The sequence below is a fragment of the Microbispora sp. NBRC 16548 genome, assembly GCF_030268985.1.
Taxonomy (GTDB): domain Bacteria; phylum Actinomycetota; class Actinomycetes; order Streptosporangiales; family Streptosporangiaceae; genus Microbispora; species Microbispora catharanthi.
Window position 1 is genome coordinate 54,564 of sequence record NZ_BSSF01000007.1, and the last position, 24,913, is coordinate 79,476.

Sequence of the window (24,913 nt, forward strand, 5' to 3'; positions counted from 1 at the left end):
GGGGCGCTCGGGTTGCCCGCCTCGCTCGGTGTCTCCTGCCTATCGGGACAGGGCGAGGTTCACCACGTCGGCGACGGCGCCGTCGGCGCAGGCGCCGACCACGACGTCCGCCGCGGCCCGGACGTCCGGGTGGCCGTCGCCGACCGCGACCCCGAGCCCGGCCAGCGCGATCATGTCGATGTCGTTGGGGTTGTCCCCGACCGCGGCGATCTGGTCGAGCGGCACGCCGTGGGCCGCCGCCAGAGCGCGGAGCGCGGTGCCCTTGGTCGCACCCTCGGGCAGCACCTCCAGGTAGGTGGCCTCGGACCGGACCGTCACGGTGCCGGGGATCGCCAGGTCGGGGAGCGGGTCGCCGATCAGCATGCACTTGGTGATCCCACCGGGCGGCAGGGCCGACCAGTCGCCCGGATCCCGCAGGTCGATGCCGTCGCGCCGGGCGTAGTCCCGCAGCTGCGGCACGTCGTGCACGGCCAGCGCCTCGCCGCCGCAGAACGCCACCGGATACACGCCTTCGGGGAGGTCGCCGAACATCTCCAGCAGCGTCCGCCACGCGCCCGGCGGCAGGTGACGGGAGCGCAGCACCGCTCCCGTGCCGAGGTCCACCGTACGGGCGCCGTTGTAGAGGATCGCCGCCCCGTCGAGCCCCAGCTCGTCGTAGAACGGCCGGGCCGACAGCTCCATCCGCCCGGTGGCGATGACGACCTCCCCGCCCGCGGCGCGGAAACGGCACAGCGCGTCCCTGCTGGCGGGCACCATGGCCAGGTCGCGCCCCACGAGCGTGCCGTCCAGGTCGGTCACGATCCAGCGGATCACGAGGCCGCCCCCGCCGCGACCGCCGCCGCGATGTCCGGGAAGACCTCGGCCATCACCGACCCGGCGAGGTCGAACCCGCCGACGCACGCGACGTAGCCGCCGGGGGTGAAGACGCTGCCGGACAGCGGGACGAACACCCCGCCCGCCTGCGCGACCAGGAGCGACCCGGCCGCGACGTCCCAGGCGTTGACGTTCGTGCCGTGCGCGACGTCGGACCAGCCCGCGGCGACGTGCGCGAGCTTCAGCGCCGCGCTGCCGGGACGACGGGTGGTGGCGAAGGCGTGCTGGATGCGGGCGAACCGGTGCAGCGCGTCGTCGCCACCCGCGCTGAGGTCGCGGGGGGTCGGGTAACTCGACAGCAGCACGGCCTCCCGGTCGGTGCTGGCGCCGGAGCTGCGCAGCGGCACGCCGTTGCAGAAGGCCCCGCCGAGCGAGGCGGTGTACTCGTCGTCGCGCACGGGGTCGTAGACGACGCCCGCCACCACCTCGTCGTCCACGGCGGCGGCGATCGAGGTGCAGAAGAACGGCAGCCCGGCCGCGAAGTTCGCGGTGCCGTCGATGGGGTCGACGTACCAGCGGACCTCGCCCTCGCCGCGTACGCCGCCCTCCTCGCCGACCACCACGCTGCCGGGGCACAGGCGGTCGATGACCTCCCGGATGCGTGCCTCGGCCGCCTTGTCGTGCTCGGTCACCGGGTCGTGGAAGTCGCGCTTGGTGGTGATCTCGGGCCGGGAGCGGAAGGCGTGGCGGAGCATGTCGCCGACCGATCGGGCCGCCCTGACCGCGATGGCGGCCAGCTCACGTGAGGTGTTCAGGTCCATGTCTCCTCCAGAAGGGTCAGCAGGCCGCGCGGGTCCTCCACGGTCGCCTGGGGGCTCTGGCGCACCCGGTAGGGGATCTTGTCGGTGCTGCCGGAGACCATCAGGACGGTCGCCCCGACTCCGGCGCGGGCGCCGCACACCACGTCGCGGTCGTAGTTGTCGCCGACGTACCAGACCTGGGCGGGGTCGGCGCCCAGCGCCCGGCAGGCGATCCAGATCATCTCGGGGTTGGGCTTGCGCACGCCGACCTCGTCGCTGTAGACCTGCACGGCCACCTGGCGGTCGAGCCCGGCCGTCGTCATGAAGTCGCGGTGGACGACGCCGCACAGCGCGTTGCTGACGACCGCCGGGGTGACGCCGTTCGCCCAGCAGGCCTCCAGCAGCTCCTCCATCCCCGGCCGGAGCTTGCGCCCGCTGCGCAGCTCGCCCATCCGCCGGCACAGCGGGGTCGCCTCGGCGGTCACCAGGGTGCGGGCCTGCTCCGGCCAGTCGCCTCCGACGTAGTCGGCCCAGAACTCCCGGTGCGTCATCTCCTCGGGCGCGAAGCGCCGGGAGGTCGAGTCCTTCCAGTACTTGTCGGCGCGCGCGCCCGCCCGGATGTCGGTCTCGACCTCCTCGACGGTGAGGCCGTCGAACCCCGCACGGCGCAGGAGGCCGTGCACCTCGGCGGCGAGCTCGGCCGCCCAGGACGGGCGGCGGGTGGTCTCCACGATCACGCCGCCGAAGTCCAGCAGCAACGCCACGGGCCTGATCACGCCACCGCCCCCTTCGCCGTAGACACGGTTCCGTCCCAGGCGGACAGCCGCGCGCCGTCCGCGCCGAACAGATGCATCCGCTCGGTCCAGCAGGTCACCACATCGCCGGGGGCCGCCTCGACCGGGGTGTAGGACACCGCGTAGAGCTCGGTGTCGAGCACGCGCAGCCGTACGGTCCAGGACGACCCGGCGGGCAGCACGGCCTCGACGACGGCCTCCTCGCACCAGGTGGCGCCGGGCGGCGGCCCGAGGCGCAGCGCCTCGGGCCGGATGCCGACGGCCGTCGGCGAGCACTGCGCTCCTTCGAGACTCCCGGGCACACGGGATTCGGCGAAGCGCAGCAGCGACCCGGCCAGGCCGGCGGGGGAGGGCCCGACGTCGACGATCGCCATCGGCGGGCTGCCGACGAACTCGGCGACGAAGCGGTTGGCGGGCCGGTCGTACATGTCCATGGGCGCGGCCACCTGCTGCAGCTCGCCCTCGTTCATCACCGCGACGTCGGTGGCCATGGTGAGGGCCTCCAGCTGGTCGTGGGTGACGAAGACGATCGTCGCGCCCGACTCCTCGTGGATGCGCTTGAGCTCGGCGCGCATCTCCAAGCGCAGCCGGGCGTCGAGGTTCGACAGCGGCTCGTCGAGCAGCAGCACCGACGGGTTGACGGCGAGCATGCGGGCGAGCGCGACGCGCTGCTGCTGGCCGCCGGACAACTGGGAGGGATAGCGGTCCATGGCGGCGTCGACGTGCACCATCTTCAGCGCGGCCTCGGCCCTGGCCCTGCGCTCGGGGGCAGGGACCTTGCGCATGCGCAGGCCGAACTCCACGTTGTCGCGCACGGACAGGTGGGGCCACAGCGCGTAGTTCTGGAAGACCAGGCCCATGCCGCGCTTCTCCGGCGGGACGTACAGGCCGCGCTCGACGGAGTCGAGCACCCTGTCTCCCACGGCGATGGTGCCGGCCGTGGGCTGTTCAAGACCGGCGATCATGCGCAGGGTCGTGGTCTTGCCGCAGCCGGAGGGCCCGAGGAGGCACATGAACGCGCCGTCGGGGACGGTGAGGTCGAGGTTCTTCACGGCGTGCTCGCCGCCGCCGTAGCTCTTGGCGACTCCGGTCAACGTGATGGCTGGCATCTATCCTCCTAGCCCGGACGCCAGGCTGCTCTTGGTCAGCCGCTGGGTCAGGTACGTCATGGTGAAGGAGACCAACGCGATGACGAGGACGACCGCGTTGGCGAGCTGGGTGTATCCGTAGTCCACGAGGCCGATCGACAGCGTCGTGAGCAGTTCTGTGCCGGTCGTGGTGAGCATGACCACGATGCTGAGCTCCTTGAGCCCGGAGATGAACGGCAGCACGATCCCGGTGACGAGCGCGCCCTTCTGGATCGGGAAGATGATCCGCCCCATCCGCTGGAACCAGGGCGCGCCGGCGATCTGCGCCGCCTCCTCCGGCTCGCGGCCCAGCTGCGTCATCGCCGCGATGCCCGAGCGCGAGCTGTACGGCAGGTGGGTCACCGCCATGACCAGGATCAGCAGGAACGTCGTGCCGTACAGCGCGGGGATCGGGCCGCGCGCCACGGCGAACAACGACAGCGACGCGGCGGCGAACGCGATGCCGGGGACGAGATAGGGCAGGAAGGAGACCTGGCGGAGGAAGAAGGCGACGCGCGGTGCCGTCCCGCGCACCACGACATACCCCACCAGCAGCCCGGCGACCGCGCAGATCACCGAGGCCAGGCCGACGATGCGCAGGGAGTTCCACGCCGCCGCCCACAGCTCGGAGCCGCGGAAGACGCCGTGCGGGAACCCGACCGCCCCGGGCAGCCGCTCGGCGAGCCAGTAGTCGAGGGTGAAGGTCGACAGGTCCAGCGGCGTACGGGTGACCGTGGACAGCAGCAGCGTGAGCACCGGGACCAGCACGCTCACCCCGAAGACCACCAGGCCGAGCGCGAACGCCGGCCAGCGCATCCGGCGCAGGTCGCCCAGCCGGTCCATGCTGCCCTTGCCGCCGACGGTGACGAACCGGCGGTGCTCGCGGGTCATCCGGGTGTCGGCGAGCACGATCACCACCCCGATGACCACGATGACCGTGGCGAGCACGGACGCCACGCCCGTGCTGCGGTCGCGGATCGACTGGAACAGCCCCGTCGACAGCACCCGGAAGTCGGCGGGCAGCCCCAGCACGTACGGCGTGCCGAACGTGCCGAGCACCCGGCCGACCACCAGCAGCACGGCCGACGAGAGCGCGGGGAGCATCAGCGGGATCACGATGCGGCGCACGACCGTGCGCTGCGGCGCGCCGAGGATGCGCGCCGAGTCCACGAGTTGCGCGTCGATGCGCCGCAGCGCGTTGCCGACCAGGAGCAGCACGAACGGGTAGTAGTGCAGCCCGAGGGTCACGATGATCGGCAACGCGCCGTACGCCAGCCAGTCGGGCGTGTGCACGCCCTGTGCCTGGAGGAACCCGACCTGACCGCCGGCGCGCTCGTTCTTGAACAGCGTGAGCCACGCCAGCGAGAAGGTCCACGACGGCAGCATGTAGGGGACCACCAGCGCGCCCGCCAGCCACTTGCGCCCCGGCACGTTGGTGCGGGTCACCAGCCACGCCATGCCGCCGCCGAGCACCAGGGCGAACAGCACGGTGCCCAGCGCGACCACCAGCGTGTTGAGCAGCGGCTGCCAGAACAGCAGCCCGCTGATCTGGGAGCGGAAGACCCGCCAGAGGTAGTAGCCGGTCCACTCGCCGGCCGCCTGCCCGGCGTGCACGTCGTCGCCGTACTGCAGACGGAAGGCGTCGGACAGCACGGCGACCAGCGGCGCCACGACGAGATAGCCGAGCACGACGACGAGGATCAGCCCGAGCGCGGCGGTCGGGTCGTGGCGCAGGACGCGGAGCCGATAGAGCAACCTGCGCGATCTGGGTGGTCGGGGCGGTGTCTCCGCCTTGGTGACAACAGCCATGGGGGGTACTTCCTTCGAGGTCGGGGACCGCCGCGGTGCGGGGCCCCGCTTTCAGGGTTGCCGGGAAGCCGGGAAGGGGCGGGGAACGGGCCGTCGGGTTTCGGGGCGCGGCGGAGCGGGGTTTCCGCCTGGTGGGAGGCGGCTCAGTGGCTGCGTTTGAGCATGGCGTCGGCGAGCGCGTCGGCGGCCTCGCCGAGCCGCCGGCCCACCGCGTCGAGGCGGCCCAGCAACTCGCGCTCGCGCAGCGTCTCCATCCGCAGCGGGCCGCTGAACAGCTCGGCGAGCCGGGCCTGGCACAGCTGCCGCAGACGGTTGCAGCACTTGCGGGTGGCGAGCACGGCGACGGTCACCGAGCCGGGGTCGTCGAGCATCTTCAGCACGGCCGCGTCCAGCTCGGCCAGGCCGTCGATCACCGCCTGCAGCGGCTCGACCGCGAAGCCGAGGTCCTCCGGCCCGAACAGGTCGGTCTCGCGTACGTAGTCGCGCAGGTGGTCGAGGACGTCGTCGATGGACCGGGAGAGCCGGAACAGGTCCTCCCTGTCGATGGGGGTGGCGAGCACCCGGCGCAGGGTCTCCACGAGCTCGCCCCGCGCCGCGTCCCCCTCGTGCTCCACCTCGGTCATCCGGGCCCGCGCGGCCGCCCGGTCCGTCGCGCCGGTGGCGGTGGCGCGGGCGAGCCCGGCTCCGTTCCGCGCGACCGCGATCTGCCCGCGGACCAGGTCGACCACCCGCCGTGCCGACCGTCCCCGCAGGTCGTCCCAGGCCCGCGAGAACCGGCGGGCGCGCCCGCGCGCGCCGGTCACAGCAGCCTGAGCGTCAGCCCCGCGAGGCAGCCCAGCGCCAGCGACGACGGCAGCGTGACCAGCCACGCCGTTCCCATGTTCACCACTGCCTGCCATCGCACCCTCCGTGCTCCTTCGCTTGCCGCCACGCCGACCACACCGGCCGTGATGGACTGGGTCATGCTCACCGGGCTGCCGAGGGCCGAGCTGCCGAGCACGGCGCCGGTGGCCGCCGTCTCCGCCGAGACGACGTGCAGCGGCCGGGTGATGACCAGGCCGCGCCCGAGCCGGGCGCCGACCCGGGGGAGACCCGCCAGCGCCCCGGCGAGGAAGAGCGCCGCGAGGACGGCCATCCACACCGGCGGGACGTCGACGGGGCCGACCCGGCCGAGTCCGCCGCGGCCCACGCCGATCGCCACGCTCGCGACCGCGATCATCTTCTGGCCGTCGTTCACCGCGTACGCCAGGCACTGGGCCACGTACGCCAGCAGGTGGGCGGTGCCCACGAGCCGGGGCATCCGCTGGTAGGACGGCACCCGGCGGGACGCCGTCCCCAGCAGGTAGCCGAGGACCAGCCCGGCCAGGGGCGCCCCGGCCCCCACCGCGAGGACGGTGGCCACCCCCCGCCACGCCACCGGCAGCCCCGCGCCGAGCCCGGCGCCGGTGATGCCGCCGATCACGGCGAGCGTGAGGCTCGTGGGCAGGCCGCGGCCGGTCAGGATCGCGACCACCGTCACGGCGACCACCACTCCGGTGAGGAACGCCGTCGCCCCCTGCCCGGTGTCCAGCCCCGCCAGCCGTTCCGTGAACGTCCGGGCGACCGTGACGCCCAGCACGTACGGCCCGGCGAACAGGGCCGCGGTGAGCAGGGCGGCGGCCGTCCAGCCCGGTGAGCGGGGGAAGCGCAGCCCGAGCCCGATCAGGGTCGCCCCGTCGTTGGCCCCGCTGATCAACGTGAAGAGCACCGCCGCCGCGGCGAACGCGAGCGTCCACCCCATCAGAGGTAGGGCCGCTGGTCACGCTTGGCCTCGTCGTAGCGCTCGCGCGCGGCGCGCGCCTCGGCGAGCCCGGACACCTCGGCCACCGGCACGTCCCACCACGCCTCGGCGGCGGGCGCTGGGCCGGGGACCGTCTCGACGTAGACCACGGTCGTGCGGGGCGACGCGACGGCCTTGGCGAGCGCGGCACGCAGGGTCTGCGGATCGGCCGCCGTCAGCACGTCGGCGCCGAGGCTGGCGGCATTGGCGGCGAGGTCCACCGGCAGCCGCTCCCCGTCGAGCCGGCCGTCCGGGCCGCGCTTGCGGTAGGCGGTGCCGAGCCGGAGCGCGCCGACCGACTCGCTCAGCGCGCCGATCGAGGCGAAGCCCTGATTGTCGACCAGGACGATGACGAGCTTGACGCCCTCCTGCACCGCGGTGGCGATCTCCTGGGCCATCATCAGGTAGGACCCGTCGCCGACGAGCACGAACACCTCACGCTCCGGGGCGGCGAGCTTCACCCCCAGCCCTCCGGCGATCTCGTAGCCCATGCAGGAGTAGCCGTACTCGACGTGGTACTGCCCGGGGTCGGAGGCACGCCAGAGCCGGTGCAGGTCGCCCGGCATCGACCCGGCCGCGTTGACCACCACCCCGCCCGCGGCGACCTCGTTGAGGACACCGAGCACCACCGGCTGGGTCAGCTCGGTCCCGCCGTAGAACCGGTCGGTCTCGGCCTGCCACCCGGCCGCCAGCTCGGCCGCCCGGCTCGTCCAGTCGGGGTCGGCCCGCCAGTCCACGTCGTCGAGGGCCTTCAGGGCCTCCCGCGCGTCGGCGACGAGCGTCTCGGCCGCGTGCTTGGCCGCGTCGAATGCCGCCACGTTGACGTTGAGGAACCCGGCCTGCCGGAACAGCGTCCGCGAGGCGGTGGTGAAGTCGCTGTAGCGGGTGCCGATCCCGATGACCAGGTCGGCCTCGCGGGCCAGGGTGTCGGCCGCGCGGGTCCCGGTGTGCCCGATCGCGCCCACGGCGCACGGATGGTCGTACGGCAGCGCGCCCTTGCCGGCCTGGGTCTCGGCCACCGGCACGCCGTGGCGTCCGGCGAAGCGGGCCAGCTCGGCGCAGGCGCCGCTGTACTTGACTCCGCCCCCGGCGACGATCAGCGGGCGGCGCGAGCCGCGCAGCAGCTCGGCGGCCCTGGCCAGGGCGGCGGGTTCGGGGACCGGCCGGGGCACGTGCCAGACCCTGCGGGCGAACAGCTCCTCGGGCCAGTCGTACGCCTCGGCCTGCACGTCCTGCGGCAGCGCCAGCGTCACCGCGCCGGTCTCGGCGGGGTCGGTGAGCACCCGCATGGCCCCCAGCAGCGCCGCCGGAAGCTGCTCGGGCCGGTTGACCCGGTCCCAGAAGCGGCTGACGGGCTTGAGGCAGTCGTTGACGCTGACGTCGTACGACCGGGGGTCCTCCAGCTCCTGCAGCACCGGCGAGGCGACCCGGGTGGCGAACAGGTCGCCGGGCAGCAGCAGCACCGGCAGCCGGTTGATCGTGGCCAGCGCGGCCCCGGTGACCATGTTGGTCGCGCCCGGCCCGATCGAGCTGGTGCAGGCGAGCGTGGACAGCCGGTCGGACTGCCGGGCGTAGCCGACGGCCGTGTGCACCATCGCCTGCTCGTTGCGGGCCAGATAGTAGGGCAGCGGGTCGTGGGTGCCCGCGCCCTGCTCGGCCAGGGCCTGGCCGATTCCCGCGACGTTGCCGTGCCCGAAGATGCCGATGCACCCGGCGATCAGCCGGTGCTCCACGCCGTCGCGCTCGGTCCACTGCTGCGCGAGGAAGCGCACCAGCGCCTGCGCCACCGTGAGCCTCGTCGTGTTCGTCATGAGACACCTCCCAGCCGGGGATCGACGGGCTGGTCGGCCCACGAGTCGCGGATCCAGGCGTGCCTCGGGTCGTCGGAGAAGGCCATGGACCGCTTGTCCGCCGGGCCGGCCAGGACGTTCAGGTAGTAGAGGTCGTAGCCGGGCGCGGCCATCGACGGGCCGTGGTAGCCGTGCGGGACGAGCACGACGTCGCCCGCCGACACCTCGGCCAGCGTCTCGTGCGTGCCGTACACCCGCTGGTAGCCGGGGCCGCCCTCGAAGTAGTAGATCTCCTCGAGCACCGCCTCGTGCTCCGACGGCGTGTCGTGCTTGTGCGGCGGATAGGACGACCAGTTGCCGCCCGGCGTGATCACCTCGACGGCCACGAGCTTGTCGCAGTCGAAGGACTCGGGGGAGCAGAAGTTGTTCACCTGCCGGGTCGCCTGCCCCGCGCCCCTGATCTCCACCGGCACGGCGTCGGCCGAGCCATACCTGATGGGGAAACGGCGGGTGGCCCGGGCGGCAGGGAGCGCGATCCTGCCCCTGCCGGTGATCGTGACCCGGGCGTCGATCGGCAGGTACGCGAAGTCGGTCGGCCCGGAGAACACCGAGGGGCGTCCGGTGAGCGACAGCCGCAGGCCGTCGGCGACGACGTCGCACGCGCCCGCCAGCGGCAGGACGAGCATCTCCTCCTCGCCGGTGGACAGCTCCACCGGCCGGTCCGCCAGGTCCACGACCCGCAGCCCGGCGTACGTCCAGCCCGCGGCCTCGGGGGTGATCTCGACGTCCCAGGGACCGGAGGCGGCCGTGCCGTGGGGAATGTAGGTCATGTGGTCTCCAGCAGGGTGACCGCGGCGTCCACGGCCGCCGCGACGTCGTCGTCCGGTGGGTAGAGCAGCGCCCGCCCGGCGACCAGGCCGCGCACGCCCGGCAGGCGCAGGGCCTTGCTCCAGGAGTCCCAGATCTCGTCGGAACCGGGCTCGCCGCCGAGCAGCAGGACGGGCAGCGTCGTGGCCTCAAGGACGCGGCCCATGTCCTCGGTCACCGGGAGCTTGAGCCAGGTGTGGGCGGAGGTCGCCCCCAGCCCCTGGCCGACGCTGATGGCGCGGATCATCGCCTCGGGCGACAGGTCGTGCCGCACCACGCCCCCGACACGATGGGACCAGAACGGCTCGATCATCGCCATCAGGCCGTGCCGCGCGAGCTGGGTGACGGCCTGCCCGCAGCTCGCCAGCGTGGCGACGGTCGCGTGGTCCTCCAGCCCGATGCGGCAGAGCATCTTGCCGCCGTCGAAGCCCATCGCCGCGAGCGAGTCGGCGTCGTAGGCGGTGAAGCGGTCGTCGAACTCGAACGCCGCGCCCTGGACGCCGCCCCGGTTCATCGAACCGATCACGATCTTGTCGTCGAGGGCGCCGAGCAGCAGCAGGTCCTCCACGACGTCGGGAGTGGCGAGCAGCCCGTCCACGCCGGGCCGGGCCAGGGCGGTCGTCAGCCGGTCGAGCAGGCTGATCCGGCTCTCCATCGCCATCGGACGCCCGGCCACGCCGAGCGCGCCCCGGGCCGGATGGTCGGCCGCGATGATCAGCAGCCGGTCGCGCCCGCTCCGCAGCGGACGGCGCCTGCGGGCAGCGGCCGCCTCGGCCACCCGCTCCGGGTGCCAGGCCCGGTCGTCCAGCAGGCGGCGGTAGTCCTCCTCACGCATGCCCGGCGTCCCCCCTTCCTGCTTCTCCCCGAGGGGCGTCCCCCTGGATGACGTTCCCCGGGTCCGGGGGAAGTCCCCGTGCGGAACCCCGCGTCACGACGGTCTCGATCTCGCCGAGGGTCGGCATCGCCGGAGCGCAGGCCAGCCGGCCGGCGACGATCGCGCCCGCGGCGTTGGCGAACCGCAGCGTCCGCTCCAGAGGCCAGCCCGCGAGCAGCGCGTGGCACAGCGCTCCGCCGAAGGCGTCCCCGGCGCCCAGCCCGTTGACCACCTCGACGTCGACGGGCGGCACCTCGGCCGTCTCGCCGGCCGTCATGCCCAGCACCCCCGCCGATCCCCGCTTGATGATCGCGAGTTCGACCCCGGCGTCGAGCAGGGCCCGGCCGGCCGCTTCGGGATCGCGCAGGCCGGTGGCCACCTCGGCCTCGTCGAGGTTGCCGACCGCGACCGTCACGTGTTCGAGCGCCTCGCGCACGTGCCGCCGGGCCGTACGCGGGTCGGACCAGAACATCGGCCGGTAGTCGAGGTCGAGCACGGTGTGCGGGGCGCGTCCCCGGGCCTTCAGCGCCGTCAGGTGCGCGCCACGCGACGGCTCGTCCGACAGCCCGGTCACGGTCGTCCACAGCAGCGCCGCGCCGGTGACGGCGGCCAGGTCGAGCTCGGTGGGAAGGATCTCCAGGTCGGGGGCCTTCGGCCAGCGGTAGAAGAACAGCGGGAAGTCCTCCGGCGGCCGGATCTCGCAGAACGTCACGGGGGTCGGCAGGCCGGGCACCGCGGTCACGTACCGGTCGTCCACGCCGTACTCGCGCAGCGCGTCGTGCACGAACCGCCCGAACGGGTCCGCGCCGGTGCGGGTGATCACGGCGCTGCGGCGGCCCAGACGGGAGGCGGCCACGGCCACGTTGGTCGGGCTGCCGCCCAGGTATTTGCCGAAGGTCGACACCTGCCGCAGGGAGACCCCGACCTGCAGGGGGTAGAGGTCCACCCCGACCCTCCCCATGGTCAGCACCTCCGGCGCCGCCGCCTCAGTGCCGGTCACGCGTCCTCCGGGGAGGCCAGGCCCGTGAGGTAGGCCAGGCTCGCGCGCACGTCCGCCAGAGGATCGGCGTCGGCCGACGTGAGGATCACGTCCTGCTCCATGACGTACCAGCCGGTGTAGCCGGCGGCCGTCAGGCCGGAGACGATGCCCGCCACGTCGACGTCGCCGCGGCCGAGCGGACGGTACATCCCGGCCCGCACCGCGTCGGTGTAGGTGAGCTCGCCCGCCCTGACCCGCCCGGCGAGGTCCGCGTCGACGTCCTTGAGATGCGCGTGGGCGATCCGCTCGGGGGCCTTCCTGACGACGTCGAGCGGATCGGCGCCGCCGGCCAGCAGGTGCCCGGTGTCCAGGCAGAGGGACACGGCCGAGCCTTCCAGGACCCGCTCCACCTCCTCGCCGGTCTCGACCATCGTGCCCACGTGGGGGTGCAGGGTGACCAGGTGGGAGATCTCCCGGTCGATCCGGTCGAGGTTGGACAGCAGCGTCCGCCAGCCCTCGTCGTCCAGGGCGGGGCGTCCGTCGTAGCCGTCCACCCCGGTCGCGGCGGCCAGCACGACCACCGCGTCCGCCTCGAAGGCGGCCACCGTGTCCCGCAGAGCGGGCAGCGGGTCGTGCGCCGGGTCGTGCAGGACGACCGGGACGAAGCCGCCGATCGCACGCAGGCCGTAGCCGCCGAGCAGGGCGGCACGGTGGTCGGGCTCCGGCGGCAGGAACCCGTCCGGGCCCAGCTCGGTGGCCGTCAGCCCGAGCGCGGCCATCTCGGCCAGCACACGCTCCGGGGTGAGCTGGTGACCCCAGCCGGGCACCTCGCAGACTCCCCAGGAGATGGGGGCGGCGGCGATCCTCACTTCGTCACCTCCGTCACGCGGACGGGACGGTCGGTCCGGCGGGACAGGTCCGCCGCCTCGGCCACGTACAGCGCGGCCAGGGCGTCGCGGACCGTGCAGGGGCTCTCCCGCTCGCCCCGCGCCGCCTCAAGGAAGGCGGTCATCTCCGCGGCGTACGCCTCCTCGAACCTGGCCTGGAAGTCCGGCCAGGGGTCGCCGTCCGGTGCGAAGCCCTCGGCCGAGCGCAGTGGGGTGCGCCCGCCGAGCCCCGCCGCCCATGCGCCGCGGGTGCCGGCCAGCTCCATCCGCACGTCGTAGCCAGCGCCGTTGTAGCGCGACCCCTGCAGGGTGGCCAGCGTGCCGTCGTCCATCGTCAGGATCGCGGCGCTCGTGTCCACGTCGCCCGCATCGGCGAAGTACTCCTCGCCGCGGTTGGCGCCGGTCGCGTAGACCGTGTCCACCTCGCGCCCGGTGACCCAGCGCAGGATGTCGAAGTCGTGGATGTGGCAGTCGCGGAAGATGCCGCCGGACAAGGGGATGTAGCCGGCGGGCGGAGGCGCGGGGTCGGCGGTGATCAGGTGGACGCGGTGCAGCACGCCCAGATCGCCGGAGCGCAGCGCGTCGCAGGCGGCCAGGTAGCCCGCGTCGAAGCGGCGCTGGAAGCCGATGTGCACGACGGCGCCGGTGCGCTCGACGGTCTCGGCGACCCGCAGCGTCTCCTCCGCCGTGGGCGCCGCCGGTTTCTCGCAGAACGCCGGGACGCCCAGCTCACAGGCGCGTTCGAGCGCCTCCGCGTGGGTGGACGTCGGGGTCGCGATCACCACGGCGTCCGCGTCGAAGGGGTCGCCGACCGTCGCGGACAGCCGTGCCGCCACCTCCTCCGCCCGGCTCCGGTCCACGTCGGAGACCACCAGCTCGTCCGCGAGACCGGCAAGGGTGGCGGCATGGAAGACGCCTATGCGGCCAAGGCCCAGCAAACCCACACGCATGTGTCAGCTCCTCGTCCAGGGGCCTCCAGTTCTAGATGAGCGGAAGGTAAAGGTCAAGAGTTTGTCCTGACATTCGGATGAACTATCATCCCGATGACAAAAGCGTGACTCAGCGCTCGACGAGGGTGACCTCGAGGGAATAGTGCGAGGCGCGGTACACGTGCGAGCCGTGCTCGACCGCCCGGCCCTGGTCGTCGTACGTGGTGCGGACCATCGTGAGCAGCGGGCAGCCGCGCCGCTCCTCCAGTAACCGGGCCTCCGCCGGGGAGGCCGCGCGGGCGCCGATGCGCTGGTGTGCCACCCGCATCCGGATGCCGGTCTGGCGCAGCATCTCGTAGAGCCCGCGCTCCATCAGCGACTCGGCCGTCAGCGGGGCCAGCCCGACCGGCAGCCAGTTGTGCAGCAGGGCGAGCGGCTCTCCCATGGCGAACCTGATCCGCTCCAGCCGCAGCACCTCCGTGCCCGGTTCGACGCCCAGGGCGGCGGCGACCTCCTCCTCGGCAGGTACGGTGTCCAGGGACAGCACCCGGGTCTCCGGCTCCTGTCCGGCCCGGCGGAGGTCGTCGTACAGGCTGGTGAGCTCGACCGCGCGCTTCACCTGGCCGTGCACGACCTGGGTGCCGACGCCGCGTTTGCGGACGACCAGGCCCTTGTCCACGAGGAACTGGATCGCCTGGCGGATGGTGGGGCGGGAGAGGCCGAGTTGCTCGGCGAGCTGGATCTCGTTGTCCAGCCGGGAGCCGGGGGGCAGCTTGCCGGCCTGGATGGCCTCCGTGATCCGCTCGGCCACCTGGAAGTAGAGGGGCACGGGGCTCGACCTGTCGAGGTCGATGTCCAATCTGGTGACTGTCACGACTCGACGGTAGCTGACATCAGAATGTCTTGACCAATGCCACGGTGGCCTGATTAACAGAAGATGTCCGGTTCGCAACTGCGGTCATTATGTCTTGACAAACTGTTCACGTGACGTTCATCGTGGAGCACACCGCGGCGCCGGATCGGGGCTCTGGGCGGCGCCCGACGACCCCCGAGAGGCAAGAGGAGTGACGCCACCTTGAGGCGTACCCGGAAGATCCTTCCCCTGGCACTGCTCGCGCTCGCCGTCGCCGCCTGCGCGCCCTCCACCGGCCCGGACGCGCCGTCCTCGGCGACGAGCGCCGAGCCGTTGCCCGGCCCCTCGATCGACGCGTCCCTCGACCTGGACGCGCTGGTCGCCGCCGCGAAGAAGGAGGGCGGCCTGCTCGTCTACGACTCCAGCGGCGACATCGAAGAGGTGGCCAAGGCCTTCACCGCCAAGTACGGCATCCCGATGGAGGGGGTGAAGTCCGACACCCCGCAGACCGCCGAGAAGATGACGAGGGAGCACGCGGCCGGCAACGTCACCATCGACGCGGCCATGTACGAGGACGGCGGCGTGCTGGTCGGCCAGCTCATCCCGCAGGGCGTCGCGCAGACGTGGGTGCCCGCCGACCTGAAGGACCAGATCCCGGCCGAGAGCCGGAACCCGCTGCTCGCGCTGTCGAAGGCCACGGTCTTCGCGTACAACACCAAGCTGTCGCCCGGCGGATGCCCGATCAAGAACGTGTGGGACCTGACCGAGCCGGAGTGGGCGGGCAAGCTCGTCATGCAGGACCCGCTCGGCAAGCCGACCGTGCTGTCGTTCTTCACCCAGCTCGACGCGCACGGCAACCAGGCGCTGGAGCAGGCCTACCAGGCCAAGTACGGCAAGCCGCTGCAGACCGAGGAGAAGAGCGCCGCCTACGAGTGGGTCAAGCGCATCTCGGCCAACAAGCCCGTGCTGACCGGCTCCGACGAGGACATCTCGGCCGCGGTGGGCGCGCCGAACGCCACCGACAAGAAGATCGGCTTCATGTCGATCTCGAAGTTCCGCAACAACGAGGACAAGGGATACGCCCAGGCCACCTGCGAGGGGATGACGCCGTTCGTCGGCTTCAGCTACCCGAAGTACGTCGCGATCGCCGCCAAGAGCAAGCACCCCAACGCGGCCAAGCTGTACGTCCACTTCATCATGACCGAGGAGGGCGTGAAGCACGAGATCGGCGAGGGCGGCGTCTCCGGCAACAGCACGGTGAAGCCTTTGGTCACCCCGGACGGCCTGAGCGACTGGAAGGGGCAGCTCTTCCACACCGACCCCGCCGGGCTGCTCGGCGACCTGCGCAACCGGCAGACGGTCTCGGACTTCTGGCGCGTCAACCACGGCTGACCCGGTGAACGGAAAGGCCCCCGGGGATACCCGGGGGCCTTCTGATGCGCCCGCGTCAGTCGCGCGGGTCCCAGCCGTCGGTGTCCACGTCGAGGTCGAGCTTGTCGGCGATGTCGTCCCACTTGGTGAACTTGAAGCCGGTGATCTCCCGGTCGGGCTCGGCGGGGGTGTTCTCCCCGTCGTGGGCGACGAACAGGCCCTCGTCGAAGTCGCCGAGCGGCACGTTCAGCACGGTCGAGCCGTCGCTGTGCTCGACGCCGTCGCGGCCGTTCTTCTCACCCACGCGGAACTGGCCGAGGTAGGAGTTGGACCCCTCCCTGCGGTAGACGGCGAAGGTGCTGTCGCCCTGGCTGGAGGCCAGCAGGTAGCCCTTGCCGTCCTCGCGGTAGTAGATCGTCAGGCCCTCGGCGTCCGCCGCCAGGTGCGTGCCGCCGTAGCCGGGGTCGGCGCCGGGCGTGCACTCGTCGGCCTCGGCGTCGTACGTGCCCGGCACGCCGAACTCCTTGGTCTTGTCCACCAGCACCGGCGTGCCGGTGAGGTCGGCCCGCATCCGCCAGATGCCGACGTCCTCCTGGGCGGCGTAGAGCACGTCCTTCTCCTGGTCCACGACCATGCCCTCGACCTGCGGCTGGACTCCGGGCTCGTCGCACGGGGTCCAGCTCTGCCCGTTGGGGAGGGCGAACGACGCGGGCAGGTCGAGCGTCCTGACCAGCTGGTAGCCGACCTTCCCGCCCGGCTTGGGCAGCAGCTTCACCAGCCCGACCGAGGTCCGGTGCCGCCGGCTGACCAGCGCGTAGGTCCCGGTGGAGTCGGTCCAGGTCGCCAGGCCGTACGCCGTCTCCTTGTCGTCGACCTGCTCCTGGGTGGAGTTGAAGACGAACGGCGCGGCCGGGTCGGTGACGTCGGTGAGCCGGCCGTGGGAGATGGCGTAGATCCTGAGCTGGTCGCGGCCCCGGTCGGAGACCACCGCGAGGTCCCGGTCGCCGAAACCGTAGGCCACGTCGACGTTGTTGAACCTGCCGACCTCGTCGTCGGGGCCCGGCGCGGCGGGCGCGGGCAGGTGCTGGACCTGCCGTCCGTCGAGGTCGTAGACGAAGAGCCCGGCCTCCTTGGCGGTGCCGATCACCACGCTGTCGTCCGAGTCGTGGGGGTCCACCCAGATGGCGGGGTCGTCGCCGTTGGCGTTGCCGCCGGCCTCGTCGTCGTACAGGGCGGGGGTCTCCACCTGCGGGTACACGGTGGCGACGCCGCTGCTCGACGCGGGGACCGCCGCCCCGCCTATGAGGGAGATCGTCAGGGTGGCAAGGAACAGCCCGGACAGGGGACGCATCGCGCCTCCTCGGTTGGGGGATGATGTCGCCTCGACCGTAATGACCAATTAACACCAATGCAATAGGTCATCCTTATGTCATGACATATTCACCAGAACTTCGGTTGCGCGTCCCGGTCCCCGGTGGCACAGTCGCACGCCGAAGGGAAGGAGTGCCGACGTGGGACTGTTCACCGAGGCCATGGGGCAGCTGGCCGCGGGCGTGGCGGTCGTGACGGTCAAGGACGACCGCGACGACCTGGGCACGACGGTCGCGACCCTGATGTCGGTGTCGCTCGACCCGCCGCTCGTGCTGATCAGCCTCGACTCGGCCGGATATCCCGCCGAGGTGTTGCTGCGCAGGGACCGCTGGGCCGCGAGCGTGCTCGCGGACGGCCAGCAGGCGGTCGCCTCCAGGTTCGCCGCGGCCGGACGGCCGGGCGCCCGGCTCCTGCTGGCCGGGGTCGCCCACCACCGCGGCGCGCACAGCGAGGCGCTGGTCGTGGAGCGCGGGGTGGCGGCGATCGAGGCCGAGACGATCCAGGTCGTCCCGGCCGGCGATCACACGCTGTTCATCGGGGAGGTCCTCGGCGTCGACTACGTCGACGCATCCAAGGCCCCGCTCGTACGGCTGCGCTCCCGCTACCGGATCGTCCAGTAGCCGGGCAGCACGAGCGGGCCGTACGCCGGGAGGCCGAGCTGCCCGGCCATCCGCGCCAGCGGCCCCCACGCCTCCAGACGCACCCGCGCGAGCGCGGCCGACTTGTCCTCGCTGGACTCCGGCGGGCGCAGCCGCTCCAGGGGGTGCATGCGGGGATAGGTCCGTACGGGGGCGTCGTCGGCCAGCCCGGCCCGGCGGCGGGCCAGGGCGAGGGCGTCCTCCAGGCCGCCGAGCTCGTCGGCGAGACCGGCCGCCCTGGCGTCGGCGCCGGTCCACACCCGGCCCCTGGCCAGCTCGTGCGCCCGTTCCTTGGTGAGGTCGCGGCCCTGCGCCACCTTGCCCACGAAGTCGTCGTAGATGCGGTCGAGCCAGGCGTTCACCCGCTCCCACTGGTCGTCGGAGAACGCGGTGGACGGCGAGAACATCCCGGCGTTGGCGCCCTCGGCGACCGACTCGGTCACCACGCCGAGCTTGCCGAGCAGCTCGCCCACGACGGGCTTGCCGCCGAACACGCCGATCGAGCCGGTCAGCGTGCCCGGCTGGGCCACGATCACGTCGGCCGCCATCGACACGAAGTAGCCGCCGGAGGCCGCCACGTCGCCCATCGACACGATGACCGGCTTGCCCGCCCGGCGCGCCAGCACGACCTCCCGCCAGATCGCGTCGGAGGCGACGTACGACCCGCCGGGGCTGTCCACCCGGAACACGATGGCCTTGACCTTCTCGTCCCGGCGGGCCGAGCGCAGGGCGGCGCAGATGGTGTCGGAGCCCATGGCGCCCCCGCCGCCCAGCGGTGAGCGGCCGCTGCGCCCGAGACGGATCATGCCGTTGCCGTGGACCAGGGCGACCGTGGCCGCTCCGGGGTGGGGGAGCCTGCCGGACAGCGCGCTCTTGGCGTACCGCGACACGTAGAGCAGGTGCGCGCCGTCGTCGACGGTCTCGGCGTAGACCTCGTCGCGATACTTCAACTCGTCCACGAGCCCGGCCTCGACGGCCTCCGACCCGATGAACGGGCCCTGGTCGATCAGCTCGCGCACCCGCTTGGGGTCGAGGCCGCGCCCCTCGGCGACGCCGGCGACGATCTGCTCGGTGACCGACTCGGCGATGCGCCCGGCCGACTCGCGGTGGGCGTCGGTCATGTGGTTCTGGGTGTAGGTGTTGGCCGCGGTCTTGTACTCGTGCCGCTGGCCGATCTGATACTGCACCCCGGCCTTGGCGAGCGCGTCGCGCAGGAACCGCTGCTCCAGCGCCACCCCGGTCAGGCCCACGTCGCCGGAGGGCTGGAGGTAGACCCGCTCGAAGGCGCTGGCCAGGTAGTAGGGGACCGTGCCGGCGCCGAACTCGCCGAACGTCTCGGCGAACGCGACGGTCCGCTTGCCCGCGGCGCGCAGCTTGACCACGGCCGTGCGCAGCTCCTGCACCATGCCGAGACCGAGGGGGTTGCCGCCGATCTTGACGATCAGCGCGGTGACGCGAGGGTCCTTGCGGGCGCGGCGCAGGCCCGACAGCACCTCGGCGAGGCGCGCCTTACGCATGGACAGCAGGGCGGTGACGGGGTCGGCGGGCGGACCTTCCGACAGCCCCTCGGTCAGGTCCAGTTCCAGCACGAGCGGTGCGGTGCGGCGCTGCCGCAGCTTGCCGACCGTTTCTACGATCGTCCTCGTCGCGTCCATAAATGCCACCATAAGCGAAGGTTTCGCCAGGATGGGCGGATGATCAGGGCCCCCGCGCGAGACGCGCGGGGGCCCCGATCGGCTCGAAGCGGCTACTTCAGGCCATTGGACATGGCGCCGATCAGCTCTCCGTTGGAGGTGTCGCCGCTGAACTCCCAGAAGAAGGCCCCGCCGAGACCCTGGTTCTTGGCGTAGGTCATCTTGCCGCCGATCGTGGCGGGGGTGTCGTAGCTCCACCAGTTCGAGCCGCACTTGGCGTAGGCGGTGCCGGCGACCGTGCCGGTGGCCGGGCAGCTGGTCTTGAGGACCTTGTAGTCCTCGATGCCCGCCTCGTACGTGCCGGGCGCGGCGCCGGTGGCGGTGCCGCCGGGCGCGTCCTGGGTGACGCCGGTCCAGCCGCGGCCGTAGAACCCGATGCCCAGCAGGATCTTGTTCGCCGGGACGCCCAGGCTCTTCAGCTTCTGCACCGCGTTGTCGGAGTAGAAGCCCGCGACCGGGATGCCGGAGTAGGACGTGAGCGGCGAGTGCGGAGCCGTCGGGCCCTTGGCGTCCCAGGCGCCGAAGAAGTCGTAGGTCATGACGTTGTACCAGTCGACGTACTGCGCCGCGCCGCCGTAGTCGGCGAGGTCCATCTTGCCGCCGGAGTTGCCGTCGGCGGTGATCGCCGCGGTGATCAGGTAGTCCTTGCCGAACTTGGCGCGCAGCGCGGCCATGAGGTTCCTGTAGGCCGCAGGGCCGCTGCTGTCACAGCTGAGGCCGCAGGCGTTCGGGTACTCCCAGTCGATGTCGATGCCGTCGAACACGTCCGCCCAGCGCGGGTCCTCGACCAGGTTGTAGCAGGAGTTCGCGAACGCGGTGGGGTTGGCCGCCGCCTGCCCGAAGCCGCCCGACCAGGTCCAGCCGCCGAAGGAGTAGAGGATCTTGATGTTCGGGTACATCGCCTTGAGCTTGCGCAGCTGGTTGAACGCGCCGCGCAGCGCGTTGGGGTTGTCCCAGGTGTCGGCCTTGCCGTCCACGCTGTTGGCCGTGGTGTAGGCCATGTCGTAGTCGGCGTAGGAGTCGCCGATCGCGCACTGGCCGTTGGTCACGTTGCCGAAGGCGTAGTTGATGTGGGTGAGCTTGGCGGCCGAGCCGCTGCTCACGATGTTCTTCACGAAGTACTGCCGGCCGTAGACGCCCCAGTCGGTGAAGTAGCCCATCACCTTCTTACCGCCGGGCGGTGGGGGCGTGCTCGGGCTCGCCGAGGGCGATGCGGAGGGAGACGCCGAGGGAGACGCGGACGGCGAGGCCGAGGGTGAGGCCGACGGGCTGGGGCTCGGGCTCTTGCTCGGGCTGGCCGAGGGGGAGGTGGTCGGCCCGCCGGCGCAGGGCGCGCCGTTCAGCGTGCAGTTCGACGGGGTCGAACCGCCGGGCGCTCCGATGAAGCCGAAGCTCGCCGACGCGCCTGCGGCGAGCCCGCCGCTCCAGGAGGGGTTCTTGAACGTGTAGTGGTTGCCGCTCTTGGTCATGGTGGCGTCCCAGGCCGAGCTGATCGTCGCGCCCGACGGCATGTCGACCTCGACGGTCCAGCTCGGCAGGGCGTCCGACCCGGCCTTCACGGTGAACTTGCCCTGGAAGCCGGATCCCCAGTCGGAGTCGACGGCGTACGTGGCGGTGGCGGGGGTGGCGGCGGTGGCGGTCCCGAGCGCGAGCGGCGCGAGTAACGCGGCGCACGCGATCACGGACCCTAGGAGGATCTTTCGCAACGGAGCTCCTGCTCTTGGGGGGTAAAGGACAGGAAAGTTTCCTATTAGTTAGGAGAGTAAGCACTGACCGCGAAGGGGTCAACGCCCTCGTGGCCCTCTAAGCGTCGTTTAAGCCTCCGCTAAGGTCGCGGCGCCGTCTTCGGTGACGACCGGGCCTGCCCTGGTGCCGCGACCGGCAAGATTCGCCCGGGGCAAAGATCGGCGGGAGGGGCACCAGCTAGGGAGTGGTCTCCTGCCGGCAGGAAGTGCCGGTGACCATGTTGCCGGTGGCGGCGGTGATGACCGAGTCGAGCCGGTCCCGGGCGCGCAGGAGATCGGTGATGCGCTGGTCGACATGCTCGCGCTCCGCCGCCAACCGCTTGAGCAGAGCGGGAGTGGCGCGGCCGTCGATGACGCACGGCAGGAGCTCGAGGATTGTCTTGCTGGACAGCCCGGCGGCATACAACTGCTGGATCAGCTGAACCCGGTCGACCGCGCTCTCGGGGTAGTGGCGCTGGCCGCTGGGGCTGCGCTCGGCGCTGAGCAGATTCTGCTCCTCGTAGTAGCGCAGGGCCCGGACACTGACGCCGGTCCGGGCGGCGAGTTCTCCGACGCGCATCTCGTCTCCTGTGTGACATCCGTCGCGCGACTTGCCTCTGACGTCAACGTCAGGTTTTAGCGTAACTGGCGTGCGCCTCACCGGGGACTTTCTCCTGGTCGGTCTCCTGACGCACAAGGGCTCGAGCGAGAGCGGCGCGTGAAACGCGTCCTCCACCAGCAGACAGCCTGACCCCACCCACACGCACCACGCCTGGAAGAAGCACACGCATGACCACGCACAAGACGACCGGCCTCACCGGCCCCGCGTCCACCCCGACCGTATCGGTGAAGCCGGTCGTGCTGCCCGCACCCCAGCGCGGCGAGGACCTGCACGTACGCGTCTCCGCACCGGTCACCGGCGCCAATCTGCCGATCGTGCTGTTCGCCCACGGATTCGGCTCGAACCTCGACGGCTACGCACCCTTGGTCGACCACTGGGCCTCCCACGGCCTCGTGGTGATCCAGGCCACTCACCTCGACTCCAGGCGCCTCGACATCGCCGCGGACGATCCCCGCAAGCCCGAGATGTGGCGCTACCGCGTGCAGGACATGAAGCGGATCCTCGACGAACTCGACACCCTGGAGGCATCCGTGCCCGGCCTGGCCGGCCGGGTGGACCACAGTCGCATCGTCGCGGCCGGACACTCCTTCGGCGGCCAGACCGCGGGCATACTCGTGGGTCTGCGCGTCATGGACCCGAAGACCGGAACCGCGCAGGACATGTCCGACCCCCGGGTCATGGCCAGCATCCAACTGGCGACAGCGGGCAACGGCGGCGACGAACTGACTCCCTTCGCCCACGAGAGCGCGCCCTGGCTACGCGACCAGGACTTCTCCCATATGACCGCACCCGGACTCGTCGTCGCCGGCGACAAGGACGAACTCCCGCTCTCCACCCGGGGACCGTCCTGGATGACCGATCCCTACACCCTCAGCCGCGGCGACAAGAGCCTGCTGACGGTCTACGGCGGCCGGCATTCCCTCGGCGGCATCTCCGGCTACGAGGCAGCGGAAACCACCGACGAAGATCCCGGCCGCGTCACCCTCGTCCAGCAGGTCACCCTCGCCTACCTGCGCCACGTCACCGGCACCGACCACACCGACTGGGAAACGGCGCAGGCCGCCCTCGCCGGCGATTCCCACCCGCTGGGACGACTGGAATCGAAGTAAACCACCTGCGCCGGACCCGGTTTCCACACCCGGCCACGAAGCGGAAGCCGGGCTCGGTGCCAAGGGGCGGGCAGGCGTACGCCGCGAGAACCGCTGCCCAAGCGACGTTCGGCCCAGCGAGCCGGCCGAGGACCGGACGTTTCTCAGCGGCGGTGCCTGTTCTGCTCCCCATGCCGGCTCCCGTACCATGATTCGGTGCACGGCTTCGTCCGCTCCGTGTGGTACGAGCCCCGTCCCCCCGATCCACCCGTACGCGTGTGGCGGGACTGGGCGCTCGTCGGGGTGCTCGTGCCGCTCGCGGTGCTCGAAGGGGTGCTGCGGCCGGACCTTCCGTGGCGGCCCTTCGCGGTGGCCGTCACCGTCGGACTGGTGCCCACCCTGCTGTGGCGGCGCACCAGGCCGCTGGCGATGCTCGCGATCTGCTTCGTCGTCACGGGTGTGATCCCGATCCTCGTGACCGGCGCGACGCTCGACGCGTACACGCTGGGATACATGCTGATCCTGCCGTACGCGGTGTTCCGGTGGGGGTCGGGCAGGGAGATCGTGGCCGGCCTGGGGATCATGCTCACCGCATCCGGTCTGTCCGCGCTCGTCGACCACGCCGCTCTGCCCGACGTGGTCGGGCCGTTCGCCGTCATGCTCGCGACCACCAGCCTGGGCGGCGTGTTCCGCTATCGCGCCGGGGCGAGGATGCGCGAGCTGGACCAGGTCAAGCTGCTGATGCGCGAGCAGCTCGCCCGCGACCTGCACGACACGGTCGCGCACCACGTCTCCGCGATGGCCATCCGCGCACAGGCGGGGCTCGCCACGGCGGCGTCGCGTCCGGACGCCGCGGCCGAGGCCCTCCGCGTGATCGAGGCCGAGGCGGCACGGGCCCTCGACGAGATGCGCGCCATCGTCCGCGTCCTGCGCAGGGACCGGCCGGCGGAGCTGACCCCCGGCCTGCGCATCGCCGAGCTCGAACGGCTCGCGAGCCGGGGCGGCTCCCACCACCCGGCGGTCGAGGTGGAGATATCGGGTGACCTGGACGGCCTGTCGCCGTCGGTCGAGTCCGCGGTCTATCGCATCGCCCAGGAGGCGGTGACCAACGCCGTACGGCACGCGCGTCGCGCCACCAGGGTCGAGGTGCGCGTCGCCGCCGACGAGACGGCGGTGCGCCTGTGCGTGCGCGACGACGGCGACGGGGGCTCCACCCGTCCGGCCGCGCCGCCGGGATACGGGATCATCGGCATGAGCGAGCGCGCGAACCTGCTCGGCGGCACGTGCGTGGCCGGCCCGGACCGCGATCGGGGGTGGACGGTGACCGCGGTGCTTCCCCGGGCCGGGGCCGCGACATGAGCGAGCGGAGCGAGCGAGTCGGTGGGCACGGCGTCCGGGTGCTGATCGCCGACGACCAGGAGATCGTCCGCACCGGGCTCTCGATGATCCTCGACGCCCAGCCGGACATCGAGGTCGTCGCCACGGCCGCCGACGGGCGGCGGGCCGTCGAGCTCGCGCGGCGCCTGCGCCCCGACGTGTGCCTGTTCGACATCCGCATGCCGGGGACCGACGGCATCGAGGCGACCCGGTCCCTCGCCGGACCGGACGTCGCCGACCCCCTCGCCGTCGTCGTCATCACCACGTTCGACCTGGACGAGTACGTCTACGCCGCGCTGAGAGCGGGGGCCCGGGGTTTCCTGTTGAAGAACGCCGGCGCCGACATGCTCGCGCAGGCCGTGCACGCCGCCGCCGGCGGCGAGGCGCTCATCGCCCCGAGCGTCACCGCGCGGCTGCTCGGGGCCTTCGCCCGCACCGGCCCCGCCTCGTCACCCGCGCAGCCCGTCGAGGCGCTCACCTACCGGGAGGAGCAGATCCTCGCCGCCGTGGCGCGCGGCCGGACCAACGTGGAGATCTCCGCCGAGCTGCACATCTCGCTCAGCACGGTCAAGACCCACGTCGCCAGCCTGATGGCCAAGCTCGGCGCCCGCAACCGCGTGGAGATCGCCATCTGGGCCTACGAGACCGGTCGCGTCAGGAGCTGACCGGGGTCCCGGCCTCCGGCGC

Annotated in this window: 23 protein-coding genes; 5 read left to right on the top strand and 18 right to left on the bottom strand. The window is 72.2% G+C overall.

From position 1 onward, the window contains the following. Window positions 1-39: 39 nt before the first annotated feature. The 14 genes from QSK36_RS20480 to QSK36_RS20545 all read right to left on the bottom strand — a co-directional run bounded on the left by QSK36_RS20480 (window position 40) and on the right by QSK36_RS20545 (window position 14,362). Window positions 40-813 carry a Cof-type HAD-IIB family hydrolase gene (locus QSK36_RS20480; protein WP_285783531.1) on the bottom strand — a complete coding sequence of 258 codons (774 nt, stop codon included), beginning with the start codon at window positions 811-813 and terminating at the stop codon, window positions 40-42. Next, window positions 810-1,634: an inositol monophosphatase family protein gene (locus QSK36_RS20485; RefSeq protein WP_285783532.1), complete on the bottom strand. Its 825-nt coding sequence runs from the start codon at window positions 1,632-1,634 to the stop codon at window positions 810-812. The genes QSK36_RS20480 and QSK36_RS20485 overlap by 4 nt, the downstream gene beginning before the upstream one ends. Next, the gene (locus QSK36_RS20490; RefSeq protein ID WP_183540676.1) at window positions 1,625-2,389 is read right to left on the bottom strand and encodes an HAD family hydrolase; all 765 of its coding nucleotides are present in this window, start codon (window positions 2,387-2,389) and stop codon (window positions 1,625-1,627) included. Before QSK36_RS20490 ends, QSK36_RS20485 begins: the two co-directional genes overlap by 10 nt. Then, window positions 2,386-3,516, bottom strand: coding sequence for an ABC transporter ATP-binding protein (locus QSK36_RS20495; protein WP_285783533.1), 1,131 nt, complete (start codon window positions 3,514-3,516; stop codon window positions 2,386-2,388). The genes QSK36_RS20490 and QSK36_RS20495 overlap by 4 nt, the downstream gene beginning before the upstream one ends. Next, a complete protein-coding gene (locus tag QSK36_RS20500) occupies window positions 3,517-5,343 on the bottom strand; it encodes an ABC transporter permease (RefSeq protein ID WP_183540673.1) in 1,827 nt (608 codons plus the stop codon). 143 nt (window positions 5,344-5,486) lie between these two features. Beyond that, window positions 5,487-6,146 (bottom strand): DUF47 domain-containing protein, encoded by a 660-nt coding sequence (locus QSK36_RS20505; RefSeq protein WP_221264150.1) that lies wholly within the window; start codon window positions 6,144-6,146, stop codon window positions 5,487-5,489. Beyond that, window positions 6,143-7,123, bottom strand: coding sequence for an inorganic phosphate transporter (locus tag QSK36_RS20510; RefSeq protein ID WP_285783534.1), 981 nt, complete (start codon window positions 7,121-7,123; stop codon window positions 6,143-6,145). The genes QSK36_RS20505 and QSK36_RS20510 overlap by 4 nt, the downstream gene beginning before the upstream one ends. Then, window positions 7,123-8,973 (bottom strand): 3D-(3,5/4)-trihydroxycyclohexane-1,2-dione acylhydrolase (decyclizing), encoded by a 1,851-nt coding sequence (gene iolD / locus QSK36_RS20515; RefSeq protein ID WP_183540667.1) that lies wholly within the window; start codon window positions 8,971-8,973, stop codon window positions 7,123-7,125. Before iolD ends, QSK36_RS20510 begins: the two co-directional genes overlap by 1 nt. Then, window positions 8,970-9,782 carry a 5-deoxy-glucuronate isomerase gene (gene iolB, locus QSK36_RS20520; RefSeq protein WP_285783535.1) on the bottom strand — a complete coding sequence of 271 codons (813 nt, stop codon included), beginning with the start codon at window positions 9,780-9,782 and terminating at the stop codon, window positions 8,970-8,972. The genes iolD and iolB overlap by 4 nt, the downstream gene beginning before the upstream one ends. Beyond that, entirely contained in the window at window positions 9,779-10,654 is an 876-nt protein-coding gene (locus tag QSK36_RS20525; RefSeq protein ID WP_183540663.1) for a Cgl0159 family (beta/alpha)8-fold protein, read from the bottom strand. The genes iolB and QSK36_RS20525 overlap by 4 nt, the downstream gene beginning before the upstream one ends. Continuing rightward, window positions 10,647-11,654, bottom strand: a complete 1,008-nt coding sequence (iolC, locus tag QSK36_RS20530) for a 5-dehydro-2-deoxygluconokinase (protein WP_285783792.1) — start codon at window positions 11,652-11,654, stop codon at window positions 10,647-10,649. Before iolC ends, QSK36_RS20525 begins: the two co-directional genes overlap by 8 nt. 35 nt (window positions 11,655-11,689) lie before the next feature. Continuing rightward, entirely contained in the window at window positions 11,690-12,541 is an 852-nt protein-coding gene (locus QSK36_RS20535; protein ID WP_285783536.1) for a sugar phosphate isomerase/epimerase family protein, read from the bottom strand. Next, a complete protein-coding gene (locus QSK36_RS20540; RefSeq protein WP_285783537.1) occupies window positions 12,538-13,509 on the bottom strand; it encodes a Gfo/Idh/MocA family protein in 972 nt (323 codons plus the stop codon). Before QSK36_RS20540 ends, QSK36_RS20535 begins: the two co-directional genes overlap by 4 nt. 109 nt (window positions 13,510-13,618) lie before the next feature. After that, a complete protein-coding gene (locus QSK36_RS20545) occupies window positions 13,619-14,362 on the bottom strand; it encodes a GntR family transcriptional regulator (protein ID WP_183540659.1) in 744 nt (247 codons plus the stop codon). A gap of 201 nt (window positions 14,363-14,563) precedes the next feature. Between QSK36_RS20545 and QSK36_RS20550 the strand changes: the two genes are divergently transcribed. After that, the gene (locus tag QSK36_RS20550; RefSeq protein WP_285783538.1) at window positions 14,564-15,733 is read left to right on the top strand and encodes an ABC transporter substrate-binding protein; all 1,170 of its coding nucleotides are present in this window, start codon (window positions 14,564-14,566) and stop codon (window positions 15,731-15,733) included. 55 nt (window positions 15,734-15,788) lie between these two features. Here QSK36_RS20550 and QSK36_RS20555 read toward each other — a convergent pair whose 3' ends face one another. Further along, window positions 15,789-17,063, bottom strand: a complete 1,275-nt coding sequence (locus tag QSK36_RS20555) for a phytase (protein WP_285783539.1) — start codon at window positions 17,061-17,063, stop codon at window positions 15,789-15,791. Between the two features lie 160 nt (window positions 17,064-17,223). On the opposite strand from QSK36_RS20555, the gene QSK36_RS20560 reads away from it, so the two are divergent. Continuing rightward, window positions 17,224-17,703, top strand: coding sequence for a flavin reductase family protein (locus tag QSK36_RS20560; protein WP_285783540.1), 480 nt, complete (start codon window positions 17,224-17,226; stop codon window positions 17,701-17,703). On the opposite strand, the gene sppA is transcribed toward QSK36_RS20560, so the two are convergent. The 3 genes from sppA to QSK36_RS20575 form a co-directional block, all read right to left on the bottom strand. Next, window positions 17,685-19,376, bottom strand: coding sequence for a signal peptide peptidase SppA (gene sppA, locus QSK36_RS20565; protein ID WP_183540654.1), 1,692 nt, complete (start codon window positions 19,374-19,376; stop codon window positions 17,685-17,687). The genes QSK36_RS20560 and sppA overlap by 19 nt on opposite strands. A 92-nt stretch (window positions 19,377-19,468) precedes the next feature. After that, window positions 19,469-21,121 (bottom strand): glycosyl hydrolase family 18 protein, encoded by a 1,653-nt coding sequence (locus QSK36_RS20570; RefSeq protein ID WP_285783541.1) that lies wholly within the window; start codon window positions 21,119-21,121, stop codon window positions 19,469-19,471. Between the two features lie 217 nt (window positions 21,122-21,338). After that, entirely contained in the window at window positions 21,339-21,719 is a 381-nt protein-coding gene (locus QSK36_RS20575) for a MerR family transcriptional regulator (RefSeq protein WP_285783542.1), read from the bottom strand. 209 nt (window positions 21,720-21,928) lie between these two features. On the opposite strand from QSK36_RS20575, the gene QSK36_RS20580 reads away from it, so the two are divergent. The 3 genes from QSK36_RS20580 (at window position 21,929) to QSK36_RS20590 (ending at window position 24,891) form a co-directional block, all read left to right on the top strand. Beyond that, window positions 21,929-22,870 carry an alpha/beta hydrolase family protein gene (locus tag QSK36_RS20580; RefSeq protein WP_285783543.1) on the top strand — a complete coding sequence of 314 codons (942 nt, stop codon included), beginning with the start codon at window positions 21,929-21,931 and terminating at the stop codon, window positions 22,868-22,870. 195 nt (window positions 22,871-23,065) lie between these two features. After that, on the top strand, window positions 23,066-24,208 hold the full coding sequence (locus QSK36_RS20585) for a sensor histidine kinase (protein WP_285783544.1): 1,143 nt from the start codon (window positions 23,066-23,068) through the stop codon (window positions 24,206-24,208). Further along, entirely contained in the window at window positions 24,205-24,891 is a 687-nt protein-coding gene (locus QSK36_RS20590) for a response regulator (protein ID WP_285783545.1), read from the top strand. Before QSK36_RS20585 ends, QSK36_RS20590 begins: the two co-directional genes overlap by 4 nt. The last annotated feature ends 22 nt before the right edge of the window (window positions 24,892-24,913 follow it).

Excerpts from the sequence above, each read along its gene's own strand:
- QSK36_RS20485 (WP_285783532.1), bottom strand. The coding sequence starts at position 1,634 with ATGGACCTGAACACCTCACGTGAGCTGGCCGCCATCGCGGTCAGGGCG.
- QSK36_RS20495 (WP_285783533.1), bottom strand. The coding sequence starts at position 3,516 with ATGCCAGCCATCACGTTGACCGGAGTCGCCAAGAGCTACGGCGGCGGC.
- QSK36_RS20500 (WP_183540673.1), bottom strand. The coding sequence starts at position 5,343 with ATGGCTGTTGTCACCAAGGCGGAGACACCGCCCCGACCACCCAGATCG.
- QSK36_RS20510 (WP_285783534.1), bottom strand. The coding sequence starts at position 7,123 with ATGGGGTGGACGCTCGCGTTCGCCGCGGCGGCGGTGCTCTTCACGTTG.
- iolD (WP_183540667.1), bottom strand. The coding sequence starts at position 8,973 with ATGACGAACACGACGAGGCTCACGGTGGCGCAGGCGCTGGTGCGCTTC.
- iolB (WP_285783535.1), bottom strand. The coding sequence starts at position 9,782 with ATGACCTACATTCCCCACGGCACGGCCGCCTCCGGTCCCTGGGACGTC.
- QSK36_RS20525 (WP_183540663.1), bottom strand. The coding sequence starts at position 10,654 with ATGCGTGAGGAGGACTACCGCCGCCTGCTGGACGACCGGGCCTGGCAC.
- iolC (WP_285783792.1), bottom strand. The coding sequence starts at position 11,654 with ATGGGGAGGGTCGGGGTGGACCTCTACCCCCTGCAGGTCGGGGTCTCC.
- QSK36_RS20540 (WP_285783537.1), bottom strand. The coding sequence starts at position 13,509 with ATGCGTGTGGGTTTGCTGGGCCTTGGCCGCATAGGCGTCTTCCATGCC.
- QSK36_RS20555 (WP_285783539.1), bottom strand. The coding sequence starts at position 17,063 with ATGCGTCCCCTGTCCGGGCTGTTCCTTGCCACCCTGACGATCTCCCTC.
- sppA (WP_183540654.1), bottom strand. The coding sequence starts at position 19,376 with ATGGACGCGACGAGGACGATCGTAGAAACGGTCGGCAAGCTGCGGCAG.
- QSK36_RS20575 (WP_285783542.1), bottom strand. The coding sequence starts at position 21,719 with ATGCGCGTCGGAGAACTCGCCGCCCGGACCGGCGTCAGTGTCCGGGCC.
- QSK36_RS20580 (WP_285783543.1), top strand. The coding sequence starts at position 21,929 with ATGACCACGCACAAGACGACCGGCCTCACCGGCCCCGCGTCCACCCCG.
- QSK36_RS20590 (WP_285783545.1), top strand. The coding sequence starts at position 24,205 with ATGAGCGAGCGGAGCGAGCGAGTCGGTGGGCACGGCGTCCGGGTGCTG.